Annotated in this window: 19 protein-coding genes; 13 read left to right on the top strand and 6 right to left on the bottom strand. The window is 71.9% G+C overall.

All coding sequences use genetic code 11. From position 1 onward, the window contains the following. Nucleotides 1-95 precede the first annotated feature (95 nt). The 6 genes from CRP50_RS25225 (at nucleotide 96) to CRP50_RS16685 (ending at nucleotide 6,044) form a co-directional block, all read left to right on the top strand. The gene (locus tag CRP50_RS25225) at nucleotides 96-1,307 is read left to right on the top strand and encodes a hypothetical protein (RefSeq protein ID WP_097280311.1); all 1,212 of its coding nucleotides are present in this window, start codon (nucleotides 96-98) and stop codon (nucleotides 1,305-1,307) included. Next, the gene (locus CRP50_RS16705) at nucleotides 1,304-1,894 is read left to right on the top strand and encodes a GNAT family N-acetyltransferase (protein ID WP_097280310.1); all 591 of its coding nucleotides are present in this window, start codon (nucleotides 1,304-1,306) and stop codon (nucleotides 1,892-1,894) included. Before CRP50_RS25225 ends, CRP50_RS16705 begins: the two co-directional genes overlap by 4 nt. 41 nt (nucleotides 1,895-1,935) lie before the next feature. Beyond that, the gene (locus tag CRP50_RS16700) at nucleotides 1,936-2,247 is read left to right on the top strand and encodes a cupin domain-containing protein (protein ID WP_097280406.1); all 312 of its coding nucleotides are present in this window, start codon (nucleotides 1,936-1,938) and stop codon (nucleotides 2,245-2,247) included. A gap of 199 nt (nucleotides 2,248-2,446) precedes the next feature. Beyond that, entirely contained in the window at nucleotides 2,447-3,262 is an 816-nt protein-coding gene (locus CRP50_RS16695) for an inositol monophosphatase family protein (protein ID WP_097280309.1), read from the top strand. 66 nt (nucleotides 3,263-3,328) lie between these two features. Next, a complete protein-coding gene (locus CRP50_RS16690; RefSeq protein ID WP_097280308.1) occupies nucleotides 3,329-4,195 on the top strand; it encodes an FAD-binding oxidoreductase in 867 nt (288 codons plus the stop codon). A gap of 19 nt (nucleotides 4,196-4,214) precedes the next feature. Then, entirely contained in the window at nucleotides 4,215-6,044 is a 1,830-nt protein-coding gene (locus tag CRP50_RS16685; RefSeq protein ID WP_097280307.1) for an ABC transporter ATP-binding protein, read from the top strand. A gap of 289 nt (nucleotides 6,045-6,333) precedes the next feature. Here the strand turns inward: CRP50_RS16685 and CRP50_RS16680 are convergent, their stop codons facing one another. The 3 genes from CRP50_RS16680 to CRP50_RS16670 form a co-directional block, all read right to left on the bottom strand. Then, entirely contained in the window at nucleotides 6,334-7,914 is a 1,581-nt protein-coding gene (locus CRP50_RS16680) for a cisplatin damage response ATP-dependent DNA ligase (protein ID WP_097280306.1), read from the bottom strand. 5 nt (nucleotides 7,915-7,919) lie between these two features. Next, nucleotides 7,920-8,942: a ligase-associated DNA damage response exonuclease gene (locus tag CRP50_RS16675; protein WP_097280305.1), complete on the bottom strand. Its 1,023-nt coding sequence runs from the start codon at nucleotides 8,940-8,942 to the stop codon at nucleotides 7,920-7,922. 431 nt (nucleotides 8,943-9,373) lie between these two features. Continuing rightward, entirely contained in the window at nucleotides 9,374-10,714 is a 1,341-nt protein-coding gene (locus tag CRP50_RS16670; protein WP_097280304.1) for a uracil-xanthine permease family protein, read from the bottom strand. Between the two features lie 226 nt (nucleotides 10,715-10,940). On the opposite strand from CRP50_RS16670, the gene CRP50_RS16665 reads away from it, so the two are divergent. The 4 genes from CRP50_RS16665 to CRP50_RS16650 all read left to right on the top strand — a co-directional run bounded on the left by CRP50_RS16665 (nucleotide 10,941) and on the right by CRP50_RS16650 (nucleotide 17,813). Next, complete coding sequence (locus tag CRP50_RS16665) at nucleotides 10,941-11,894, top strand: YihY/virulence factor BrkB family protein (RefSeq protein WP_097280303.1); 954 nt, start codon at nucleotides 10,941-10,943, stop codon at nucleotides 11,892-11,894. A gap of 129 nt (nucleotides 11,895-12,023) precedes the next feature. Further along, nucleotides 12,024-12,794, top strand: a complete 771-nt coding sequence (locus tag CRP50_RS16660) for a transporter substrate-binding domain-containing protein (RefSeq protein ID WP_097280302.1) — start codon at nucleotides 12,024-12,026, stop codon at nucleotides 12,792-12,794. A 9-nt stretch (nucleotides 12,795-12,803) separates the two neighbouring features. After that, entirely contained in the window at nucleotides 12,804-16,043 is a 3,240-nt protein-coding gene (locus CRP50_RS16655; RefSeq protein ID WP_097280301.1) for a PAS-domain containing protein, read from the top strand. 60 nt (nucleotides 16,044-16,103) lie between these two features. Then, nucleotides 16,104-17,813 (top strand): putative bifunctional diguanylate cyclase/phosphodiesterase, encoded by a 1,710-nt coding sequence (locus CRP50_RS16650; RefSeq protein ID WP_097280300.1) that lies wholly within the window; start codon nucleotides 16,104-16,106, stop codon nucleotides 17,811-17,813. A 10-nt stretch (nucleotides 17,814-17,823) separates the two neighbouring features. Here CRP50_RS16650 and CRP50_RS16645 read toward each other — a convergent pair whose 3' ends face one another. Then, complete coding sequence (locus CRP50_RS16645) at nucleotides 17,824-18,210, bottom strand: group III truncated hemoglobin (RefSeq protein ID WP_097280299.1); 387 nt, start codon at nucleotides 18,208-18,210, stop codon at nucleotides 17,824-17,826. A 152-nt stretch (nucleotides 18,211-18,362) separates the two neighbouring features. Here CRP50_RS16645 and nthA point away from each other — a divergent pair, with 152 nt between their 5' ends. From nthA to CRP50_RS16630, 3 genes are read left to right on the top strand one after another with little or no spacing between them, the layout of a single operon-like run. Next, a complete protein-coding gene (gene nthA, locus CRP50_RS16640; RefSeq protein ID WP_097280298.1) occupies nucleotides 18,363-18,992 on the top strand; it encodes a nitrile hydratase subunit alpha in 630 nt (209 codons plus the stop codon). Further along, nucleotides 18,989-19,648: a nitrile hydratase subunit beta gene (gene nthB, locus CRP50_RS16635; RefSeq protein ID WP_097280297.1), complete on the top strand. Its 660-nt coding sequence runs from the start codon at nucleotides 18,989-18,991 to the stop codon at nucleotides 19,646-19,648. The genes nthA and nthB overlap by 4 nt, the downstream gene beginning before the upstream one ends. Further along, on the top strand, nucleotides 19,638-19,982 hold the full coding sequence (locus tag CRP50_RS16630; protein WP_097280296.1) for a nitrile hydratase accessory protein: 345 nt from the start codon (nucleotides 19,638-19,640) through the stop codon (nucleotides 19,980-19,982). The genes nthB and CRP50_RS16630 overlap by 11 nt, the downstream gene beginning before the upstream one ends. Before the next feature lie 228 nt (nucleotides 19,983-20,210). On the opposite strand, the gene CRP50_RS16625 is transcribed toward CRP50_RS16630, so the two are convergent. Then, nucleotides 20,211-21,302 carry a hypothetical protein gene (locus CRP50_RS16625; RefSeq protein WP_097280295.1) on the bottom strand — a complete coding sequence of 364 codons (1,092 nt, stop codon included), beginning with the start codon at nucleotides 21,300-21,302 and terminating at the stop codon, nucleotides 20,211-20,213. Next, nucleotides 21,299-22,402: an NAD(P)/FAD-dependent oxidoreductase gene (locus tag CRP50_RS16620; RefSeq protein WP_097280294.1), complete on the bottom strand. Its 1,104-nt coding sequence runs from the start codon at nucleotides 22,400-22,402 to the stop codon at nucleotides 21,299-21,301. The genes CRP50_RS16625 and CRP50_RS16620 overlap by 4 nt, the downstream gene beginning before the upstream one ends. Between the last annotated feature and the right edge of the window lie 26 nt (nucleotides 22,403-22,428).

Genomic DNA, 22,428 nt, shown 5'->3' with positions numbered 1-22,428 from the left:
CACTACGCCGCCCGGCCCGCGTCGCGCCTTCTGGTCGACTATCCGGCCGCCGCCGCCGCCGTCATGCTGCGGAAGCGGACAACGGACGGACGGCCATGACCGAGACGACGACGCGGCCGGCCCTCATCGGGCCTTACGGACCGGCGCAGATCGCCTGCCTGCGCAGCTGGCGGCGGCTCGGGCTGCCGGTGCTGTTCGTCCACCTGGGCGACCGGCCGCTGCCGCTGGGGCAGCGGGTCGCGGCGCGCACCGTCACCCTGCCGCCGGACCTGGCCGGAACCCCCGCCGGGGCGGCGCGGCTGGCGGCGGCGCTGCGGGAGCACGGCGCCGACGGCATCACCTGCCTGTCCGAAAGCCTGGCCGGCTGGCTGCACCGCCTGCATGCCGCCGGCACCCTGCCGGCCGCGCCCTGGGTGGCGCCGCCCGACGCGCTGGCGCGGCTCGCCTCCAAGGCGGTGCAGACCGACATGGCGGCGGCGAGCGGCCTGCCGGTGCTGCCCACCATGGCCGTCTCCCGCGACACCGTCCTGCCGCCCGAGGCCTTCCCCCTGGTGCTGCGCCCCGACGACCCGGCCACCGTGGCGCCCGACTTCAAGGCCCTGCTGCTGCACACGCCGGCGGAGCTGGCGGCGGTACTGTCCGGCCTGCGGCGGCTCGACCGGCCGCTGGTGGCGCAGCGGCTGATCGTCGGCCCGAACCTGGTGGTGCACGGGGCGCGGGCGGCGGCGACGGGAGAGGTCTTCGCGCTCGCCGCCTTCCGCGTCGACCGCAAGTTCGAGGGCGTCACCCTGCGCATGGGCGCCACCGCCCTCGACCCCGCCCTGGCAGCGGGCTGCCGCCGCTTCGCCGAAGCCATCGGCGTCACCGGCTGCTTCCACTTCGAGTTCATCGAGGACGCCGACGGGCGCCCCTGGTTCCTGGAGATGAACGGGCGCCTCGGCGGCACCACGGGCAAGGTCTTCGCCCTCGGCTACGACGAGCCGCGCCACCTGCTGGCGTCCTTCGTGCCCGCCCTGCGCGACGACCGCCTGCGCCTCGCGTCCGGCTGGGCGACCGGCAAGCAGGCGCTGGTGAAGGCGGCCCTGCGGCGCCTGCAGGGGCGCCAGGACCCGCTCGACTATCCGCTGCGCTCCAGCGCCGCCACCCTGGCCGAGACCGCCGCCGGGCTGGTGGCGTGGCGGGAGGAGACGTGGCGCCCGACCTGGCCGGTGACGACGCTCGCCTACCTGCTCGACCGCCTGACGCCGGCCCGCGCCGCCGACCGGGCGACGCCGGTGGCGCCCCTCGGGAAGGACCCGCTGCCGTGATCCGCCGCCTCGCCCGCGCCCTGCTCGGCGACTACCAGGTCTTCGTCGTCCTGGCCGTCGACTGCGCCGGCGCCGCGCCGCCCGACGGGGCGGCGGCGGACCATCTCGGCGTCTATTCCACGCCCGAGGCGCCGGCGGCGGGCTCAGGCTACGCCGGCCCCGACGCCATCGGCTTCGAGTGGCGCGAGGACGGCCGGCGGCTGGCGTGGTGCTGGGTGTGGTACGGCGAACGCTACCGCCGCGACCGCAACTTCTGGCCCCTCGGCCCGGCCGAGGCCAAGCTCATCAGCCTGGAGACTCGCGCCGAGGCGCGCGGCCGAGGCATCGCGCCGCAGCTCGTCGCCTTCGCCCGGCACGAGATGGCGCGGCGCGGCTTCGACCGCCTCTATGCCCGCGTCTGGCACAGCAACCGCGCCTCGCTGCGTGCCTTCGCCAAGGCCGGGTGGCGCCGCCATGCGGTGGTGGTGGAGGTGACGCCGCTCGGCCGCCGCCTGCGGCTGGTGCTGCCGGCGGGGTTCGGTCGGCGCACGCGAAGGGCGAGCCCGGCCTCGCCGGTGGCTGACGCGGCCGGCGCCGACGTGTCATGATCGCGGCCCGCCATCCCCTCGCGCCCGAGGAGCCGCCGCCCATGTCCGCCTGCCGCACCTACCATTGGGACGAGCTTCCCGCCGACGTCGCGGGCGGCGTCCGTCGCATGCTCATCGCCGGCGAGGGCGGCGACCTGAAGCGCGTCGAAATCCCCGCCGGCACCACCGCCGACCGGCACGAACACCCGCACGAGCAGTTCGTCCTGGTGCTGGAGGGCACGGGCCGCCTGACCACCGCCGAGGGCACCGTCGCCCTGCGCCCCGGCACCGTGCTGCACATCGGCGCCGGTACCTGGCACGCGGCGGTGTTCGAAACGGCGACGGTGCTGATCGAGGTCAACTTCCGCCGCTGATCGCACCGCGGCAACCGCGCCCCTGCCTGCGCTGTTGCTTCCGGCATGACGACGCTCCTTCTGCACACAACGCGAAGGCCGGCAAGGCCAAAGTCTCGGCCGGCGACGTCCTGCCGCCGCCGCCCCATCCGGCGACGGTGACGGCGGCCCTCGCCCGCGGCATCGGGATCCTCATGCCCGACGGAGAAGGAGAGACCGCATGACCGGCCTGACCGACCCCGAACTGCGCGAGATCGAACTGCTGGCCGTGGACCTCGCCCGCGTGGCGGGGGCGGAGGCCTCGACCATGTTCGGCCAGACCCTGAGCGTCCGCTACAAGGGCGACGCCGAGAACCAGATGGCCGGCCTCGACCCGGTGTCGGAGGTGGACCGCACCGTCGAGATCATGCTGCGCGCCCGCCTCGCCGACCGCTTCCCGACCCACCGCATCATCGGCGAGGAAGTGGCCGAGCCGGGCGGCGGCAGCCATTCCGTCGCCTGGGCGCTCGACCCCATCGACGGCACCGCCAGCTTCGTCAACGGCTTCCCGCTGTTCGCCGCCTCGATCGGGGTGCTGCACGACGGCGTGCCGGTGTGCGGCGCCGTGTGGTGCGCCTCCACCCACGCCCTGCGGCCCGGCGTCTACCACGCCCGCCGCGGCGGCCCCTTGCGCTTCGAGAAGGAAGACCCGACGACGCGCTCGGGCCTCGGCCTGCGCCGGCGGCTGGCGGGCGAGCCGCGGCCGCTGGCGCGTGGCGCCCTGCCGTGGGATTCCCGCAAGACCGGCTCGGCGGCGGTGGACTGCGCCTTCGTGGCGGCCGGGCTGTTGCGCGTCTCCCGCTTCGAGACGCCGAACCTGTGGGACGTGGCCGGCGGCATTCCGCTGGTGCTGGCGGCCGGCGGCGTCGTCCGCTGGCGCGACGGCGATGGCCGCTGGCACCCCTTCAGCCGCTTCGCGGGCGACCTCGGCACCTGGAAGCACGCCCTGATCCTCGGCGATCCCGAGGCGGTGGAGCTGCGGTGCGCGGCGGAGTAGGGGCGGCGCAACGATCCACCCGCCTCACGGGTTGTTAGGGCGGTATCGTCCGCCGGCATCCGCGTCATGAGAGGCCCGCCCATTCTTCCCGACGACCTGTCCTTGCGCGACCTGCTGCTGTGGGTGGAGCGCCGCCGCATCGCCGCGCGCCGCCGCCTGACGGCCCGCCGCGTCGCCCCCGTGGCCCGCCCGGCGGCTTCGGAGCCGCGTCCGGCCGCCGCAGCGCCGACCGGCGCCGCACCGGGCACGGTGCTGACCCTCGACGCCCCGACGCCCGACCTGCGGCGCTTCACGGTCGCCAAGCCGTCGGGCTTTTCCTACGCCCCCGGCCAGTCGGTGCGGCTGGAGCTGGAGGGCACGCGGCGGCGCTACACCATGGTCTCCGCCCCGCACGAGCCGGCGCTCGAGTTCTTAGTGGAGCTGGTGCCGGGCGGCCGCATGTCGGCCCGCCTGCGCGGCCTGCGGCCGGGGGCGGCCATCGGCATCGCCGGCGACCCCAAGGGCGGCATCGCCCTCGACACGGGGGCCAAGCGTCACCTCATGCTGGCGACGGTGACCGGCGTGAACCCCTTCGTCAGCATCCTGCGCGACGCCGTCCGCCGCGGGCGCACGGATCTGCGGGTGGTGCTGGTGCATGGGGCCAGTTACGCCGACGAGTTCGGGTACAATGAGGAATTGTCGGCCCTGGCGGCGGCGCATCCCGGCCTGTTGACCTATATTCCCACCGTCAGCCGTCCCGACGAGCCCCGCAACGCCGGCTGGCGCGGCGCCCGCGGCCGGGCCGATGCCCTGATCGAGGCGGTGATCGCCCGCCACAGCCTCGCGCCCGCCGACACCACCGCCTATGCCTGCGGCAACACCGGCATGGTGGAGACGGCGGCGGCGCGCCTCGGCGGGCTGGGCTATCGGGTGCGGACGGAAACCTACGACTAGCCCCGAGGCCGGTACCCCCATGCATGCCTTCTTCGAGCGCCTGGTGCAGGTGCTCAGCTTCACCGACATCGTCCGGCCGCCGTCGCGCACCGCCGCCTTCTACCGGCATTTCCTCGATCCGGTGCGGGGGCTGCTGATCCTGACGCTGGTCGTGTCCGGGCTCGCGTCCTTCGCCGAGCTGGCGCTGTTCGCCTTCATGGGCGTGCTGGTGGACTGGGTGAACACCACCGCGCCGGCCGACTTCCTGCGCCTCTATGGCTGGGAGCTTGCGGGCATGGCCTTCGTCGCCGCCGTGCTGCGGCCGGTGCTGGTGCTGTGGTCGCGCGGGCTCATCAACCTGACGCTGGTGCCGGCGCTGACCAACGACATCCGCTGGCACAACTACCGCTGGGTGCTGCGCCAGAGCCTGTCCTTCTTCCAGAACGACTTCGCCGGCCGCATCGCCCAGAAGGTGATGCAGACCGGCCCGGCGGTGCGCGAGTCGGTCGTGAACGTGCTCGACGGGGTGTGGTTCCTGGTCACCTACCTGGTCGGCACGCTCGGCCTGTTCGCCGCGCTGGACCTCTGGCTGCTGGTGCCGGTGGTGGCCTGGGTGGCGGCCTATGCGGCGGTCATCTGGATCATGGTGCCGCCGGTGCGGCAGAAGAGCGCCGCGCTGTCGGAGGCGACCTCGGCCCTGTCGGGGCGGGTGGTGGACAGCTACACCAACATCCTGTCGGTCAAGCTGTTCGCCCATGCCGAGCGCGAGGACGCCTTCGCCCACGCCGGGCTGTCGCGTCACCTGGAGGCCTTCCGGGTGATGATGCGCGCCATCTTCGACATGACGGTGACGCTCACCGTGCTCAACGGCGTTCTGCTGGTGGCGACCACGGGCCTCGCCGTGTGGCTGTGGCAGGCGGGCGACGTGACCGCCGGCGCCATCGCCATGACCACCGGCCTCATCATCCGCCTGACGCAGATGTCGGGCTGGATCCTGCGCACCATCACCGCCCTGTTCGAGAACGTCGGCACGGTGCAGAACGGCATGGAGACCATCGCCCGCCCGCACACGGTGACCGACCGGCCGCAGGCGGTGGACCTGGCGGTGACACAGGGCGACATCCGCTTCGAGGGCGTGAGCTTCCACTACGGCAAGGAAGGCGGCGTGGTCGAGGCGCTCGACCTGCACGTCCGGCCCGGCGAGAAGGTGGGCGTGGTCGGCCGCTCCGGCGCCGGCAAGTCGACGCTGGTCAACCTGCTGCTGCGCTTCTACGACGTCGAGGCCGGGCGCATCCTCATCGACGGGCAGGACGTGCGCGACGTGACGCAGACCTCCCTGCGCGCCGCCATTGGGGTGGTGACGCAGGACACGGCGCTGCTCCACCGCTCCATCGCCGACAACATCCGCTACGGCCGCCCCGACGCGACCCAGGCCGAGGTCGAGCGGGCGGCGGCGCTCGCCAAGGCGGACGGCTTCATCGCCGACCTGCGCGACCCGCGCGGCCGCTCGGGCTACGACGTGCAGGTGGGCGAGCGCGGCGTGAAGCTGTCGGGCGGCCAGCGCCAGCGCATCGCCATCGCCCGCGTCATCCTGAAGGACGCCCCCATCCTGGTGCTGGACGAGGCGACCTCGGCGCTGGACTCCGAGGTGGAGGCCGCCATCCAGGAACAGCTCACGGTGCTGATGGAAGGCAAGACGGTGATCGCCATCGCCCACCGCCTGTCGACCATCGCCAGCCTCGACCGGCTGGTGGTCATGGACGAAGGCTGCATCATCGAGGAAGGCCGCCACGAAGACCTCATCGCCCGCGGCGGCCTCTACGCCCGCCTGTGGGAACGCCAGTCGGGCGGCTTCCTGGGCGACGGCTGAGGGGCCTCAGGGAGGCCATTAAGCACCTCTCTATGTCATGGCCGGGCTTGACCCGGCCATCCACGGCTCCCCTGGCGGTTGCCGTGGCGAAAGCCCTCATGCCCGACGCCGGTGACGCCGTGGATGGCCGGCTCGGAGGCCGGCCATGACACAAAAGATGGTAGGGGGCGACGGCCGAGCGGCTGGCCGGGCCGTCACACTTTCCCCCTTTGTCATGCGCGGACTTGATCCGCGCATCCACGGCTCCCCTGGCGGCTGCCGTGGCGAAAAGCCCCCGCTGCCAACGAGATCACGCTCCTCCCCCCGCCTCCACCAGCGTCGCCAGTGTCTCCAGGCGGTCGGCTTCCGTGTGGGGCTTGTCCCAGCGGATGCGGCTGATGCGCGGGAAGCGCATGGCGAGGCCGCTCTTGTGGCGCGGCGAGGGGTGGATGCTGTCGAAGGCCACCTCGAACACCAGGCCCGGCTTCACCTGCCGCACCGGCCCGAAGCGGTCGGTGGTGTTGGCGCGGATCCATTTGTCGAGCTGCCGCAGGTCCTCGTCGGTGAAGCCGAAGTAGGCCTTGCCGACCGGCACCAGCTCGTCGCCGCGCCAGACGCCGAAGGTGTAGTCGCTGTAGTAGCTCGACCGCTTGCCGTGGCCGCGCTGGGCGTAGAGCAGCACGGCGTCCACCGTCAGCGGATCGCGTTTCCACTTGAACCACGGCCCCTTGGGGCGGCCGGGGACGTAGACGCTGTCCCACCGCTTCAGCATGAGCCCTTCCATGCGCCGCTCGCGCGCCTCCTCGCGCAGGCGGCCGAGATCGTCCCAGGCGGTCAGCGGCAGCAGCGGCGACAGGTCGAAGCGCTCGCGCGGGCGGGCGAGGAAGGCTTCCAGCCGGCGGCGGCGCTCGGCGAAGGGGTGCGGGCGGAGGTCTTCCTCGCCCGCCTGGAGCAGGTCGTAGGCGCGCACGAAGGCCGGGTACTTGCGCAGCAGCGCCGCCGAGACGGTCTTGCGGTTCAGGCGCTGCTGCAGGTGGTTGAAGGGCGCCGGGGCGCCGTCGGCGTCGCGCACCAGCAACTCGCCGTCGAGCGCGCCGTCGAAGTCGATGGCCGCTGCCACGTCGGGGAAGCTGTGGGTGATGTCGTCGCCGGAGCGGGCGTAGATGCGCCGGTCGCCGGCCCGCCCGACCACCTGCACGCGGATGCCGTCCCACTTCCATTCCACGGCATAGGCGGCGGGGTCGAGCTGGCGGACGTCGGTCTCTTCCAGCGGGTTGGCGAGCATGAAGGGGCGGAAACCGGCGACGTCGGCCAGCGCCGGCTTCTCGCCCCCCGCCGCCCAGGTGAACAGCGGGGCATACGGTGGCCGGACGCAGGGCCAGGCTTCCTCCACGTCGTGCAGGTCGAGCCCCGCCCACTGCGCGAAGGCGGTGCGGGCGAGGCGGGCCGAGACGCCGACCCGCAAGCCGCCGGTGATGAGCTTCAGCAGCGCCCACCGCCCCGTCGCGTCCAGCCGGTCGAGCCAGCCGGCCAGCAGCTCGGGGGTGCGCGTGCGCGGCGCGGCCATGAGGGTGTCGACCACCTCCGGCAGCGGCGGCGGGGCGGCATTCACGCCGGGCGGCGGTCGCCACATGAGCGCCAGCGTCTCCGCCAGGTCGCCGACGTAGTCGTAGGACAGGTAGAACAGCGTCGGGTCGCAGCGCGCCTCCGCCAGCGCCCGGATGGCACCCGGCTTGGCGGGGCCGAGGTCGAGGTCGCCGGTCAGCGCGGCGAGGCCGTAGCCGCGGTCGGGATCGGGCGCCGTCTCCAGGTAGTGGGCGATGAGCCGCAGCTTGCCGGTGCGGCTGGGCATGAAGACGAGACCGTCGAGCAGGTCGGCGAACTGCTGCATGGGCGTCAGCCGCCCCCGCCGGTGGCGTCGGAGGGGTCCTCTTCGTAGCCTTCCAGGTGCAGCGCCTCGGCGTGCAGGCCGCGGGTGCGGGCGTAGTGGACCAGCGCGTCGTCGCGGCCGTGGGTGACCCAGATCTCGGCGGCACCCACCTCCTCGATGGTGCGGGTCAGCTCGTCCCAGTCGGCATGGTCGGACAGCACGAGCGGCAGTTCCACGCCCTTTTGCCGTGCCCGCCCACGCACCCGCATCCAGCCCGAGGCGACGGCGGTGACCGGGTCGGGCAGGCGGCGGCTCCAGCGGTCGGCGAGGGCCGAGGGCGGGGCGATGACGATCTCCCCCTTCATCTCCGCCTTTTCGGCGGCGGTGGCGGGGCGCAGGGGGCCGAGGTCGACGCCGTGGGCGCCATAGAGGTCGCACAGCGCCTGCAAGGCTCCGTGGACGAAGATGGGGCGGTCCCATCCGGCCTCGCGCAGCAGGGCGATGACCCGTTGCGCCTTCCCCAGGGCATAGGCGCCGACCACGTGGGCGCGCTCGGGGAAGATCGCCAGCGAGCCGAGCAGACGGGCGATCTCGTGGCGGTCGTCGGGATGGCGGAAGACGGGCAGGGCGAAGGTCGCCTCGGTGACGAAGACGTCGCAAGGCACCAGCTCGAAGGGCGGGCAGGTGGGGTCGCGGCGGCGCTTGTAGTCGCCGGAGACGACGACGCGCTGGCCGCGGTACTCCATCACCACTTGCGCCGAGCCGAGAACGTGCCCGGCCGGTACCAGGGTGACCGCGACGCCGCCGACGGTGCGGCGTTCGCCGTAGGGCAGCGGGTCGCCACCGTCGAGGCTGCCGCCGTTGCGGACGGCCATGATGGCGAGGGTTTCCGGTGTGGCGAGGGTGGCGCCGTGGCCGGCGCGGGCGTGGTCGGCATGGCCGTGGGTCACCACCGCCCGCCCCACCGGCCGCAGCGGATCGATGTGGAAGTCCCCCGGCTCGACGTAGATCCCCTGGCGGGTGACCTTGACCCAGTCGCGTGCATGCATGCCGCAGATGTTTGGCGGCCGGCGCCGGAGGTCAAGGGGAAGGGGCTGTGACGCGGGGCGCGGTTGCCGCCGTCGATGGCCGGGTCGGGGCCCGGCCATGACAATTTCTCACGACATTTCAATCGCTTGTCATGCCCGGCCACCGAGCCGGGCATCCACGGCTCCCCCGACGGTGGCCGTGGAGGGCGGTGCCTTGTGTCAGCCGCCGGTGACGCCGTGGATGGCCGGGTCAGGCCCGGCCATGACAATTTCTCACGACATTTCAATACCTTGTCATGCCCGGCCACCGAGCCGGGCATCCACGGCTCCCCGGACGGTGGCCGTAGAGGGCGGTGCGTTGTGTCAGCCGCCGGTGGCCGCCGCCGATGGCCGGGTCGGGGCCCGGCCATGACAATTTCTCACGCTATTTCAATCTCTTGCCGTGCCCGCCGTCACGCCTCCGTGCGCTGGAAGATGGAGCCGCCGTGCTCCGCCGCTTCACGCCCCGGCAGCAGCAGGTTGAGCACGAGGCCGACCAGGGTCGCCAGCGCCATGCCGGCGATCTTGACGCTGATTTCCACCGTCTCGCCCTCGACGTCCACCGAGAAGGGCATCTGCACCAGGGCGCCGCCGATGCCGATCACCAGGATCACCGACGAGATGATGAGGTTGCGCTTGCGGCCCAGGTCGACGTGGCGGTCGATGAGCATGCGCATGCCGGAACTGGCGATGATGCCGAACAGCAGGATCGACACGCCGCCCATCACCGCCGTCGGGATGGTCTGGATCAGCGCCGCGATCTTGCCGACGAAGCCGAACACCACCGCGAGGCAGGCGGCGCCGCCGATCACGTACACGCTCATGACGCGGGTGATGGCGATGACGCCGATGTTCTCGCCGTAGGTGGTGTTGGGCGGGCCGCCGAGCAGGGCCGCCAGGATGGTCGCCGCACCGTCGCCCAGGATGGAGCGGTGCAGGCCCGGCTTCTCCAGGAAGTTGCGGCCGGTCACCTTGCTCAGGACCATCTGGTCGCCGGTGTGCTCGGCCAGCGTCACCACCGCCACCGGGGCGACCACCAGGATGCAGGCCAGCAGCTGCGGCCACGGCAGGTCGAAGGAGGGCAGGGCGAAGGCCGGCACGGCGAACCACGCCGCCTCGGCCACGTGGCTGACGTCGACGATGCCGAGCGCCAGGCCGACCACATAGCCGCCGACGATGCCGAACAGGATCGGCACCAGCGCGAAGACGCCCTTCAGGAACATGCCGCAGAGGATGGCGATGAGCAGCGTCGCCATGGCCGTCGCGAAGTGGGGCGCCGAATAGGTGCCCTGGCCGGGGATGTTCATGGCCATGTCGACGGCGACGGACGCGAGGCTGAGGCCGATGACCATGATGACCGGCCCGACCACGATGGGCGGCAGCAGGCGCATCAGCCAGCCGATGCCGGCCTTCCAGATGAAGAACGCGACCACCACGTAGATCAGCCCGGCGACCAGGGCGCCGACCAGCGCGCCGCCGGTGCCGGCGATGGAGGCGGCGGAGATGATCGGCGTGATGAAGGCGAAGGAACTGCCCAGGTAGGCCGGGATGCGGGCGCCCGTGCACAGGATGTAGAGCAGCGTGCCGAGGCCGCTGGTGACCAGCGCCACGGCCGGGTTCAGGCCGGTCAGGAACGGCACCAGGATGGTGGCGCCGAACATGGCGAACAGATGCTGCAGGCTCAGGATGGCCCAGGTACCCGGGCGCGGGCGGTCGTGTACGTCCAGGACCACGTCGATGTCGGCGGCGGCCATGGGTCTCCCCTCAGGTTGCGGCAGGATGGGGCGGCGGGCGCGCGATCGGGGGGCGGCCGGCCTGCCCGCTTGGAACGGGGGCGTTCGGTAGCCTGCCCGGACCCCGCCGTGCAAGAAAAATGCGCCGACGGTTCGAGGCCGGTGGCAGAACCCCGCCCCGCGTCCGGCCGTTGCCGGAGGAAGGGCGGTACCCGCCGCACTGCAACGTCGAGAGGGAACGCCCGCCATGCCGCCCGGTTCCGCCACCCGTCCCGCCACCCAGGATGCGCCGCCCGCCGCCCGCCGCCGCCGCCGCGGGCGCCTGGACCGCATTCCGCTGGTGTGGCTGTGGCGCTTCCTGCTGCGCGTGCAGAAGCGCATCGGCCAGGACAACCTGAACGTCGTCGCCGCCGGCGTCGCCTTCTACGGCCTGCTCGCGCTGTTCCCCTTTCTCGCCGCGCTGGTGAGCGTGTTCGGGCTGGTCGCCGACCCGGCGACGGTACGCGAGCAGATGCAGACGCTGGAGGCCGCGGTGCCGGCCGACGCCTACGCGATCATCGACGACCAGATGGAGCAACTGGCCGCCCGCGGCGGCAGCCTGAGCATCAGCCTGATCGTGTCCACCGCCATCGCGCTCTATTCCTCCACCCGCGGCATCAAGGCGATCATGGGGGCGCTCAACATCGTCTATGCCGAGGCCGAGAACCGCAACATCGTGAAGCAGAACCTGGTGGCGCTCGGGCTGACGGCGGCGACGCTTCTCGGCATGGTGGTGGCGCTGCTGCTCATCGTCGTGCTGCCGGCGGCCTTCTCTGCCGTCGGGCTGACCGGCGACGGCACGGCGGAGGTGCTGCTGGGCGGCCGCTGGCTGCTGATGGCGGCGGGCGTGCTGCTGGCGCTCAACGTCATCTACCACGTCGCGCCCAACCGTCCGCGCGCCCGCTTCCGGCTGCTGAGCTGGGGATCGGTGGTGGCGGCGGTGCTGTGGCTGGTCGCCAGCATGCTGTTCTCGTGGTACGTGGCGAGCTTCGCCTCCTACAACGAGACCTACGGGTCGCTCGGTGCCGTCGTCGTGCTGCTCATGTGGTTCTTCGTCGGGTCCTACGCCGTGCTGGTGGGCGCCGAGATCGACGCCGAGCTGGGCGCCCGGCGGCGGTCGGCGCACGAGTCGCCGCCACCGGAGCCGGCGCGCCGCCGCTGAACGCCCCGTCCGCCGCCGGACCGTGCGGGCCTGCGCCTTGGCGCTGGGCAAGGGGCGCGTGCTGTGGGACACTTTTCCGACCGACGGCGGGAGGGCCGGCGGACGAGGAGAGGGTAGGGGGACGAGGGCGTGCGGGCGTGGCTCCTGCGGGCGGCCCTGGTGCTGGTGCTGGCGGCCGTTACGGCCGTCGCGGCGCCGCATGCTGGCCGTGCCGCCGAAAAGCTCATCATTGGGACGGAGGGCGATTACGCCCCCTTCAGCTACATCGACGCGACGGGAGCCCTCGGCGGCTTCGACGTCGACATGGCGCATGCGCTGTGCGCCGCCATGAAGGTGGAGTGCGACATCGTCGCCATTCCCTGGGGCGACCTCATCCCGGCGCTCAACGACCGGCGCATCGACGCCATCGTCGCCAGCATGTCCATCACCGAGGAACGCAAGCGGCTGGTGGCCTTCACCAACCGCTATTACCGCACCCCCATGCAGTTCATCGCCCGCAAGGGGGCGAAGATCGACGTCTCGCCCGAGCACCTGCGCGGCAAGCGGGTGGCGGTGGAGGCCCAGACGACGGCCCACAAGTACCTGCTGAACCTGGGCGACGTCGGCATGGAGATGCGCATCTACGTCACCCAGTCGGAGGCCAATGCGGCGCTCATCCGCGGCGAGGCGGACCTGCTCATCGCCGACAGCCTGGTCATGTGGGCGCTGACCAAGACGCCCGAGGGCGCCGCCTTCGAATTCGTCGGCGCCCCCATCTATGCGGACGAGGGAATCGGCATCGCCGTCAGGCATGGTGACGAGGCGCTCCTGCAGGCGCTGAACCGGGCGATCCTGCGGGTGCGCATCGACGGCACCTACGAGAAGATCAATGCCAAGTATTTCCCCTTCAGCATCTACTGACGGTCCACCTTGCGCCTGAAGCTGGCACAGAAGATCCCCCTGCTGGTCGTCCTGGCGACGCTGGTCACCGGGCTCGTGGTCGCCTACGCCGACTACGACCGGGCGGCGCGCGAGCTGTCGACCGCCGCCGAGGAGCGGCTGGAGGCCCTGCTGGAAAGCCGCCGGCTGGCGCTGGAGGAATACCTCGACACCCTGCGCCGCGACCTGCGCAGCCAGCTCGCCAACCCGCTGTTGGAGGAGGCCTATTCCAGCTTCCTGGTCGGCTGGGACGAGGTGGGCGAGCGGGCGTCGGAGAAGCTGCGGCACTTCTACATCGACGCCAACCCCTACAGCCCGCAGGACCGCGACCGGCTGGACCATCCCAACGACCCGTCCATCTTCAGCCTGGCGCACAACCGCTTCCACCCGCGGCTGCGCCAGTTCACCCAGGATTTCGGCTATGCCGACCTGCTGCTGGTCGACGCCACCGGGCGGGTGATCTATTCGGTGAAGAAGCGCGGCGACTTCGCCGTCACCGTCACCGACCGCCCCTATGCCGCCACCGGCCTGCGGCGGGTGTGGGAGGCGGTGATCGCCATCCACGACCGCACCCGCCAGCCCGACCTGCAGGTCTTCGTCGACTTCTCCGCCTACGATCCCTGGCAGGGCCGCTCCGTCGCCTTCCTGGCGGCACCGCTGCTCGACCCGGCGGGGGCGCTGACCGGCGTGCTGGTGCTGGAGATCCCGACCGAGCGCATCAACCGCATCGTGCAGGCGGCCACCGGCCTCGGCAGTTCGGGCGACGTGTTCATCGTCGGCGCCGACCACATGATGCGCTCCGACAGCCGCGTCTCGGGCCGTACCACCCTGTTCGCCCGCGCCGTCCACACCGCGCCGGTGGAAGCCGCGCTCACCGGCGGCAGCGGCATCATGGTGAGCGAGGAGATGGGGCCCGACGGCGCGCCGACCCAACTGCTCGCCGCCTATGCGCCGCTCGATTTCCTGGGCGCCCGTTGGGCGGTGGTGGCGACCGCCGACCTCGCCGAGGTGCACGCCCCCGTCACCCGCATGCGCGAGCGCGCCATCCTGAGCGGCCTGGCCGTCACCTTCGTGGTCGCCGTGCTCGGCCTGCTGGTGGTGCGGCGCCTCGTGGTGCGGCCACTGACCGGCGCCACCGAGGCGCTGCGGCGGCTGTCGGCGGGCGATCGCGACGTCACCCTGCCGCCGGTGCGCAGCAGCGACGAGGTGGGCGACATCGTGCGGGCGCTGGGCGTATTCCGCGACAACCTGGCCGAACGCGACCGCCTCGCCGCCGCCCATGCCTCCGAGACGCGCAACCGCGAGGTCCGTCAGCGCCTCGCCGAGGCCATCGAGGCCATTTCCGACGGTTTCGCCCTCTACGATGCCGAGGAACGGCTGGTCATCGCCAATTCCAAGTTCATGCAGACCTACGGCCCGGGGGCGGACACGCTCATGCCCGGCACGCCGTACCTGGACTTCCTGTGCCACGCCGCCGATTCCGGCATGTTCGACGAGGCGGTGATCGACCGCGACGGCTTCATCGCCCGCCGGCTGGAGCAGTTCCGCGACCCCGGCACCATGGTGGAGCGGCGCCTCACCGACGGCCGCTGGCTGCGCATCGCCGACTTCCGCACCCAGGACGGCGGCACGGTGTGCATCCGTTCCGACATCACCGAGCACAAGCAGAGCGAGGAACGCTTCCGCGCCATCGTCGAAGGCGCCGCCGACGCCATCGTCACCATGGACGGCCAGGGCCGCATCGTCGAGTTCAACAAGGCCGCCGAGCGCATCTTCGGCCGCCGCCGCCGCGACGTGGTCGGCACCCTCATCGTCGAGACCCTGGTGCCGGCCGAGATGCGCAAGGGCCACGCCGAGGGCATCCGCCGCTACCTCGCCACCGGCGAGCTGCGCCACCGCGAGCAGCGCATGGAGGCGCTCGGCCTGCGCGCCGACGGCTCCACCTTCCCCATCGAGCTGACGGTGACGCAGATGCCCATGATGGGCGCGCGCACCTGTGCCGCCTTCATCCGCGACATCACCGACCGCAAGCGGGTGGAGGAGGAACTGGCGGCCTACCGCGGCCATCTGGAGGAACTGGTGGAAAGCCGCACCGCCGCCCAGCGGCAGGCGGAAGAGCGGCTCGTCACCGCCATCAAGACCTTCAAGGGCGGCTTCGCCCTCTACGACGCCGACGAGAAGCTGGTGCTGTGCAACGACCAGGTGCGCGACTTCATGCCCGAGGTCGGCAGCCTGCTGAAGCCCGGCACGCCCATGGAAGCCATCACCCGCGCCATCGCCCAGGGCCTCGGCCAGAACGAGGCCTGGATCGCCGAGCGCCTCGATCTCTACCGCCGCCGCGAGGCCTTCCAGGCGGAGCGCCAACTGCCCGACGGGCGGTGGATCGAGACCATGGTGGACCACACGCCCGACGGCTCCACCCTGTTCGTCATCACCGACATTTCCGCCCACAAGCAGGCCGCCGACGCCCTGCGCGCGGCGCTGGAGCGGGCGCGCGAGCTGAACCAGCTGCAGCGCGAGTTCGTGTCCATGACCAGCCACGAATTCCGCACGCCGCTCGCCATCATCGACGCCTCGACCCAGCGCCTCATGCGGCGGCGGGCGACGCTCGGCGAGCAGGACTTCGTCAACCTGGGCACCGAGATCCGCGCCGCGGTGGCGCGCATGGTGGGGCTGATCGACGCCATTCTGTCGGCCTCGCGCCTGGATTCCGGCGAGATCCGCTTCGCCCCGCAGGACTGCGACCTGCGCCACATCGTGACCGAGGTCTGCCACCGCCAGCAGGCGCTGACCCGCAACCACGTGATCCTGTGCGAGGTGGACGCGCTGCCCGACCGGCTCGTGGCCGACGGCACGCTGCTCGACCAGGTGGTCACCAACCTGCTCGCCAACGCCGTGAAGTACTCGCCGAAGGGCGGGCAGGTGCTGGTGAAGGGCTGGCAGGAGGGGGAAAGGGCGCTGTTCTCGGTGTCCGACCAGGGCGTCGGCATCCCGCCGGAGGACCTGCCGCGCCTGTTCCAGCGTTTCTTCCGCGCCCGCACCTCCACCGGCATCGCCGGCACGGGCATCGGGCTCAACTTCGTGAAGCGGCTGGTGGAAATGCACGGCGGCGCCATCGCGGTGCAGAGCGTGGAAGGGGCGGGCACCACCTTCACGGTGGAACTGCCGCTGCGCCCGCCGGCGCGGGTGCCGGCGGCGGTGGCGGAAGAGGTGGACGCCGAGCCGGCGTGAGGGACAGAGTGATGTGGGGCGCCCGGCGGGGCGGTGGTTCAGGTGGGGGAACGGGTGGGAATGGCACGGATTCTGTGCGTCGAGGACGAAGCGGCGCTGCGGCGGATTCTCGCAGAGGAACTGCGCGACGCCGGCTTCGAGGTGATCGAGGCCGACGACGGCCTGCAGGCGCTCGACCTCATCGCCGAGACGCGCCCCGACATGGTGCTGTGCGACGTCACCATGCCGGGCCTGAGCGGCTATGACGTGCTCGCCCGCCTGCGCGAGCGGGCCGACGATCTGGCCGACATTCCCTTCGTCTTCCTGTCGGCACTCGCCGACCGCAAGGACGTCATCGCCGGCCGCCAACTGGGCGCCGACGACTACCTGACCAAGCCCATCGACCTGGAAATGCTGCTGGCGACGGTGGAAACCCGCCTCGCCCGCGTGCGCCGGCTGGAAGCGCGCATGGAGGCGGAGCGGGTGGCGGCCGCCGCCCAGGCGCGGCGCGAGGACGCGCTCACCGGCCTGCCGACGCGCGCCGCCTTCCTGACCGCCCTGGCCGAGGTGCTGGCCGGCGGACCGCAGCGGCTGGCGGTGCTGTTCGTCGAGGTCGACCGTTTCCGCCAGCTCGAACTGGCGCTCGGGTCCGACGGGGCGGAGGATCTGCTGTGCGGTGTCGCCGCCCGCCTGTGCGCCAGCCTGCCGCCGGGGACGCGGGTGGCGCGGCACGGGTCGGAACGCTTCGTGGTGGCGCTGGACGGCCCCGGCCGCGTGCTGGAGTGCGCCGAGGACCTGCGCCGGTCCATGGGCGCGCCCTACGAGGTGGGCGGCCGGCGCCTGTTCACCACCGTCTCCATCGGCATCGCCGTCCACCCCGACCACGGCACCGAAGCGGCCGCCCTGGTGACGCGGGCGGAGGAGGCGGCGCACGCGGTGGCGGCGGAAGGCGGCAACGCCAGCCGCGTCTTCCGCGCCGATCAGGCCGGCAAGCTGCTGGAACGGCTGGAAATCGCCCACGCCCTGCGCGACGCCCTCTCCGCCGGCGAGTTCGAACTGCACTACCAGGCCAAGGTCGACCTCGCCACCCAGACCCCCATCGGGGCGGAGGCGCTGCTGCGCTGGCACAGCCCGACCCTCGGCCGGGTGTCGCCGGCGGTGTTCATCCCGGTGGCGGAGGAGACGGGGCTCATCATCGACATCGGCGCCTGGGTGCTGCGTGACGCCTGCCGCCGCATGAAGGCTTGGCTCGACGCCGGCTTCCCGGCCGACTTCCGGGTGGCGGTGAACGTGTCGGTGCAGCAGTTCCGCCAGCCCGACTTCCCCGAGATGGTACGCGCGGTGCTGGAGGAAACGGGCCTGCCGGCCTCTGCCCTGGTGCTGGAAATGACCGAGAGCGCGCTGGCCGGCGAGGACGACGCCGGGATGGTGGCGACGCTGGCCATGCTGCGGATGACGGGCGTGTCCTTGTCCATCGACGACTTCGGCACCGGCTACTCGTCGCTCAGCTACCTGGGCCGCCTGCCGGCCGACGAGCTGAAGATCGACCAGAGCTTCGTGCGCGGCCTGCCCGACACGGCGGGCAGCCAGACCATCGTGAACGCCGTCATCGCCATGGGCCGCGACCTCGGCATGAAGCTGGTGGCGGAGGGCGTGGAGACGCTGGCCCAGGGCGACTACCTGGGCGGCCAGGGCTGTCAGGTGGGGCAGGGCTGGCTGTTCGCCAAGCCGCTGCCGGCCGACGACTTCGCCCGCTGGGTGCTGGACGCGCGGGTGCCGGAAGCGGGGTGAGGGCGCTGCCCTACCGCGCCATGGAGGGGAACTGCTTCACCGTTTCCAGCGCCGTCAGGAAGCTGTTGGCGATCTGGTGGGCCTTGACCTGGAAGGCGTGCGCCACGTCGGGCTCGAACAACTCGTCCGTCGTCTCGGTGAACAGCTCCAGCCAGCGGCCGAAGTGCTGCGGCTCGATGGGCAGGCGGACGTGGGCGGGCAGGGGGCGGCCCTTGTAGCGGCCGGTGGTCAGCATGATGCTCGACCAGAAATCGTACATCTTGGCGAGGTGCGGACCCCAGTCGCCGGCGATGGCCTCCTCGAAGATGGGGCCGAGCGTCGCGTCGGCGCGCACCTTGTCGTAGAAGCCGTCCACCAGGGCCACGATGCCCTCTTCCGTCACCTGATCGCGGCGCATGGGTGTTCTCCTTCCGCACGTAAGATGCATATCAAACTCATTTATCCCTTCCGCCGGCCGCGCGCAAGGGGGCGCCCCATGTCCGACCATTGCGCTCGGGCGCCGGATCGGCCACGCTGGCCCATAAGAACCACAGTCGACGGGGAGCGTCCATGCCGCACGACGGCCACGACCACGATCACGACCACGATCATCAGGCGGTGCCCTCCGACCCGGCGCTGCGGGTGAAGGCGCTGGAGACGCTGCTGGTGGAGAAGGGGCTCGTCGACCCGGCGGCGCTCGATGCCATCATCGACACCTACGAGACCCAGGTCGGCCCGCGCAACGGCGCCCGCGTGGTGGCGAAGGCGTGGAGCGACCCGGCCTACCTCGCCCGCCTGCGTGACGACGCCACCGCCGCCATCGCCGAACTGGGCTACGAGGGCCGCCAGGGCGAGCACATGGTGATCGTCGAGAACACCGACACGGTCCACAACATGGTCGTCTGCACCCTGTGCAGCTGCTACCCGTGGAGCGTCCTCGGCCTGCCGCCGGTGTGGTACAAATCCGACGCCTACCGCTCGCGCGCCGTCATCGACCCGCGCGGCGTGCTGGCCGACTTCGGCGTCACCCTGCCCGAGGAGACGGAGATCCGGGTGTGGGACTCGACGGCCGAGATGCGCTACCTCGTCATCCCGCGCCGCCCCGCCGGCACCGAGGGCATGGACGAAGAGGCGCTCGCCGACCTCGTCACCCGCGACAGCATGATCGGCACCGGCCTGGCGCAGGAGCCCGCCGCATGAACGGCGTCCACGACATGGGCGGCATGCAGGGCTTCGGCCCTGTGCGCCCCGAGGCCGACGAGCCCATCTTCCACGGCGAATGGGAGAAGCGGGCGCTGGCGCTCACCCTCGCCATGGCCGCCTGGGGGCGGTGGAACATCGACATCAGCCGCCATGCCCGCGAACGCCTGCCGGCCGCCGACTACCTGCGCTACACCTACTACGAGAAGTGGATCGCCGCCCTCGGCATGCTCATGGTGGAGACGGGGCTCCTGACGGCGGACGAACTCGCCACCGGCCGCCCCGACGCCGGCGCCCAGCGCGCTGAGCCGCCGCTGACGGCGGAGAAGGTCGGCCCGACGCTCCGCCGCGGCGGCCCGAGCGCCCGTCCCGTCGCAGAGGCGCCGCGCTATGCCGTCGGCGACCGGGTGCGGGCGAAAAACATCAACCCGGCCGGGCACACCCGCCTGCCGCGCTACGCCCGTGGCAAGGTGGGCGAGGTGGTGATGCAGCACGGCGGCCACGTCTTCCCCGACAGCAACGCCCACCGCCTGGGCGAGGCGCCCTGCCACCTCTACGCCGTGCGCTTTACCGCGCGCGAGCTGTGGGGGCCGGACGCCGACCCGCGCCAGTCCGTCACCCTCGACCTGTGGGAGCCCTACCTCGATGCCGTCTGACGCGACCGCGCCCACTCCCGTGCCCGAAAGGCCCTTCGCCGAGCCGTGGCAGGCGCAGGCCTTCGCGGTGGCGGTGCACCTGTCGCAGCGCGGGCTGTTCACCTGGACCGAATGGACGGAAACCTTCGGCGCCACCCTCGCCATGGCCCGCGCCGCCGGCCAGCCCGACACCGACGGCAGCGCCTACTGGCGTCACTGGGTGACGGCCCTGGAGGTCATGCTGGCCGCCCGCGACGTCGCCGACAAGGACACGCTGGAGGCCCTGAAGGCCGCCTGGGCCGACGCCTACCGCGCGACCCCGCATGGGGAGCCGGTGCGGCTGAAGGGCGGGTGAGGGGGCAGTGGGCACGGCTGCCGTAAGTGCCTGAAAAACCACAAGATCGTGTCATGGCCGGGCTTGATCCGGCCATCCACGTCTCCCCTGCCGGCGGCCGTGGAGAACGGTGCTCAGGCGGCCGCCGCTGGTGACGCCGTGGATGCCCGGGTCGAGCCCGGGCATGACAAGTGATTGAAACTTCAGTAGAAAACAGGCAGTGCCGGACCTGATCCGGCCCCACGCCCCTCAGTTCACCGCCTCGTCGTCCATGCGGGCGACGGCGTCCATGCCGTCGAGCATGATGCCGTCGAAGCCCAGGTCCATGAGGCCGGAGAAGGTCTGGCCGACCAGCGAGCGCCATTCGGTGTTGGTGTAGTCCACCACGAAGGCGCCCGGCCGTTCGCCGACGTCCTTGATGAAGGACGGGTTGCCCACCTTCCACGTCGCCTTCCAGTACCACGCCGTGTCGTAGGCGGTGGTCATCGGCAGGCGGGCGAGCACCAGGCGGGGCGTGCCCACCTTCTTGAACTTGAGCGCATAGACCTCCTGCGGCGTCAGGGCCTTGTCGCCGCGGAAGAAGGGCTCGATCACCAGGACGTCGTGGTTGGTCTCGGACAGCGCCCGCAGCCAGTCGCCCTTGGAGGCGTAGGCGCGGTTGTCGAGGTTGAACAGGATGGTCTTCGCCTCGCCGAGGGCCTGCACCATCTGCGGGTTGGCGCCGGCGAGCCGGCCGCCGGGGATCTGCCCCAGGCTGTCGGCCCCGCCCACGTGGGCGAGCACGCCGAGCTTGGCGGCACTCTCGCGGGCGGCCTTGGCGGCCTCGTCGGTCGGGCAGGCCTCGATGGTCAGCACCTTCACGCCGAAGCCGTGCAGCCGCTTCACCTGGTCGGCGGACAGTTCGGGCGTGAAGCCGCAGGACAGGCCGTCGACCACGACACCGTCGATGGCGCGGGCGAACTGGCGCTGCAGGGTGCCGATGGGCTCCGGCTCCGGCCGGTTGGCGGCCACCCCCGGCGGGGCGGCGAGGTCGGCCAGTTCCTGGTCCTTCTCGGTGCGGAACAGCAGCGAGGCGCCGCCGCGCATGAGCAGGGTGGCGTTGGGCGCGCGGGCGCGGACGTATTCCGACAGGGTCTCCACCATGTCGCGGGCGCGGGTGCGCCAGTCCTGCACCTTGATGATCTCCACCTTGCGCGGCGGAGCGTCGGCCGGCGGCGGCCAGGTCACTTCCGGCATGGCGGGCTGCTGCTGTTGCTGCTGCGCCACGGCCGGGGCCGCCGCCGCCAGCGTCACCGCCAGGGTCGTCGTCGCCAGGGCCTTGCGCCATGCCGATGCCGTCACGCCACCATCTCCGCCACGTAGTCCGCGATCGCGAGACAGGATGTCAGGCCGGGGCTTTCGATTCCGTAAAGGCCGCAATAACCGGCGACGCCCGTCTGCGCCGGACCCTGGATGTCGAAGTCGCGCGCCGGCTCCCCCTGCGCCTGGATCTTCGGCCGGATGCCCGAATAGCTCGGCTGCAGCTGGCCGTCGACGATGTCGGGCCAGTAGCGGCGGATCGACTCGTAGAAGGTTTCGGCGCGCTTCGGGTCGACCGTGTAGTCGAGGTTGTCGATCCACTCCACGTCCGGCCCGAAGCGGCCCTGGCCCGCCATGTCGCGGGTGTAGTGCAGGCCGAGGCTCGCCGCCGTCGGCAGCGGGTAGATGAGGCGCTCGAACGGCGCCTTGCCGGTCATGGTGAAGTAGTTGCCCTTGCAGTAGTGCTGCGGCGGGATGGTTTCGGGCGAGAGGCCGGCGATGGCGCGCGCCACCGTCTGGGCGCCGAGGCCGGCGCAGTTGACCACGAGCCCCGCCTCGATGGACATGGGCTCGGCGCCGCCCACCTCCAGCCGCACGCGGCCGTCATCGAGCACCGCGCCGCCGATGACCGGCGACTTGAAGGCGATCATGCCGCCGCGGTCCTCCAGCTCGCCCTGCAGGGAGACCATGAGCGAATGGCTGTCGACGATGCCGGTGGTGGGGGAGTGCAGCGCGCCGAAGCAGTGCAGGGCGGGCTCCAGCGCGATGGCGTCCTTCGCCTCCATCCAGTCGAGGCGGCAGCCGTTCTCGGCGCTCTTCGCCTGCAGGGCCTTCAGGGCCGGAACTTCGTCTTCCGAACAGGCGACGATGAGCTTGGTGCAGTTGCTGTAGGGCACGGCGCGGGCGTCGCAATAGGCATAGAGCATGCGGTTGCCGCGCACGCACAGCCGCGCCTTCAGGCTGCCGGTGGGGTAGTAGACGCCGGCGTGGATGACCTCGCTGTTGCGGCTGGAGGTGATGGTGCCGATGGCGTCCTCGGCCTCCAGCACGATCACCTCGCGGCCCCGCTGGGCCAGGGTGCGGGCCACGGCGAGGCCGACCACACCGGCCCCGATCACCACGCAGTCCATCCGTTCGGTCACGCCGCCGATCCTCCTGCCTGTGCAAC

Source organism: Caenispirillum bisanense (assembly GCF_900230255.1).
Classification (GTDB): Bacteria; Pseudomonadota; Alphaproteobacteria; order Rhodospirillales; family Rhodospirillaceae; genus Caenispirillum; species Caenispirillum bisanense_A.
This window is presented reverse-complemented; position numbering and strand designations above follow the sequence as displayed.

Bases quoted from the DNA above. Each gene is read 5' to 3' on its own strand.
- CRP50_RS25225 (WP_097280311.1), top strand. From the start codon at position 96: ATGACCGAGACGACGACGCGGCCGGCCCTCATCGGGCCTTACGGACCG.
- CRP50_RS16700 (WP_097280406.1), top strand. From the start codon at position 1,936: ATGTCCGCCTGCCGCACCTACCATTGGGACGAGCTTCCCGCCGACGTC.
- CRP50_RS16695 (WP_097280309.1), top strand. From the start codon at position 2,447: ATGACCGGCCTGACCGACCCCGAACTGCGCGAGATCGAACTGCTGGCC.
- CRP50_RS16690 (WP_097280308.1), top strand. From the start codon at position 3,329: ATGAGAGGCCCGCCCATTCTTCCCGACGACCTGTCCTTGCGCGACCTG.
- CRP50_RS16685 (WP_097280307.1), top strand. From the start codon at position 4,215: ATGCATGCCTTCTTCGAGCGCCTGGTGCAGGTGCTCAGCTTCACCGAC.
- CRP50_RS16680 (WP_097280306.1), bottom strand. From the start codon at position 7,914: ATGCAGCAGTTCGCCGACCTGCTCGACGGTCTCGTCTTCATGCCCAGC.
- CRP50_RS16675 (WP_097280305.1), bottom strand. From the start codon at position 8,942: ATGCATGCACGCGACTGGGTCAAGGTCACCCGCCAGGGGATCTACGTC.
- CRP50_RS16670 (WP_097280304.1), bottom strand. From the start codon at position 10,714: ATGGCCGCCGCCGACATCGACGTGGTCCTGGACGTACACGACCGCCCG.
- CRP50_RS16665 (WP_097280303.1), top strand. From the start codon at position 10,941: ATGCCGCCCGGTTCCGCCACCCGTCCCGCCACCCAGGATGCGCCGCCC.
- CRP50_RS16650 (WP_097280300.1), top strand. From the start codon at position 16,104: ATGGCACGGATTCTGTGCGTCGAGGACGAAGCGGCGCTGCGGCGGATT.
- CRP50_RS16645 (WP_097280299.1), bottom strand. From the start codon at position 18,210: ATGCGCCGCGATCAGGTGACGGAAGAGGGCATCGTGGCCCTGGTGGAC.
- nthA (WP_097280298.1), top strand. From the start codon at position 18,363: ATGCCGCACGACGGCCACGACCACGATCACGACCACGATCATCAGGCG.
- nthB (WP_097280297.1), top strand. From the start codon at position 18,989: ATGAACGGCGTCCACGACATGGGCGGCATGCAGGGCTTCGGCCCTGTG.
- CRP50_RS16630 (WP_097280296.1), top strand. From the start codon at position 19,638: ATGCCGTCTGACGCGACCGCGCCCACTCCCGTGCCCGAAAGGCCCTTC.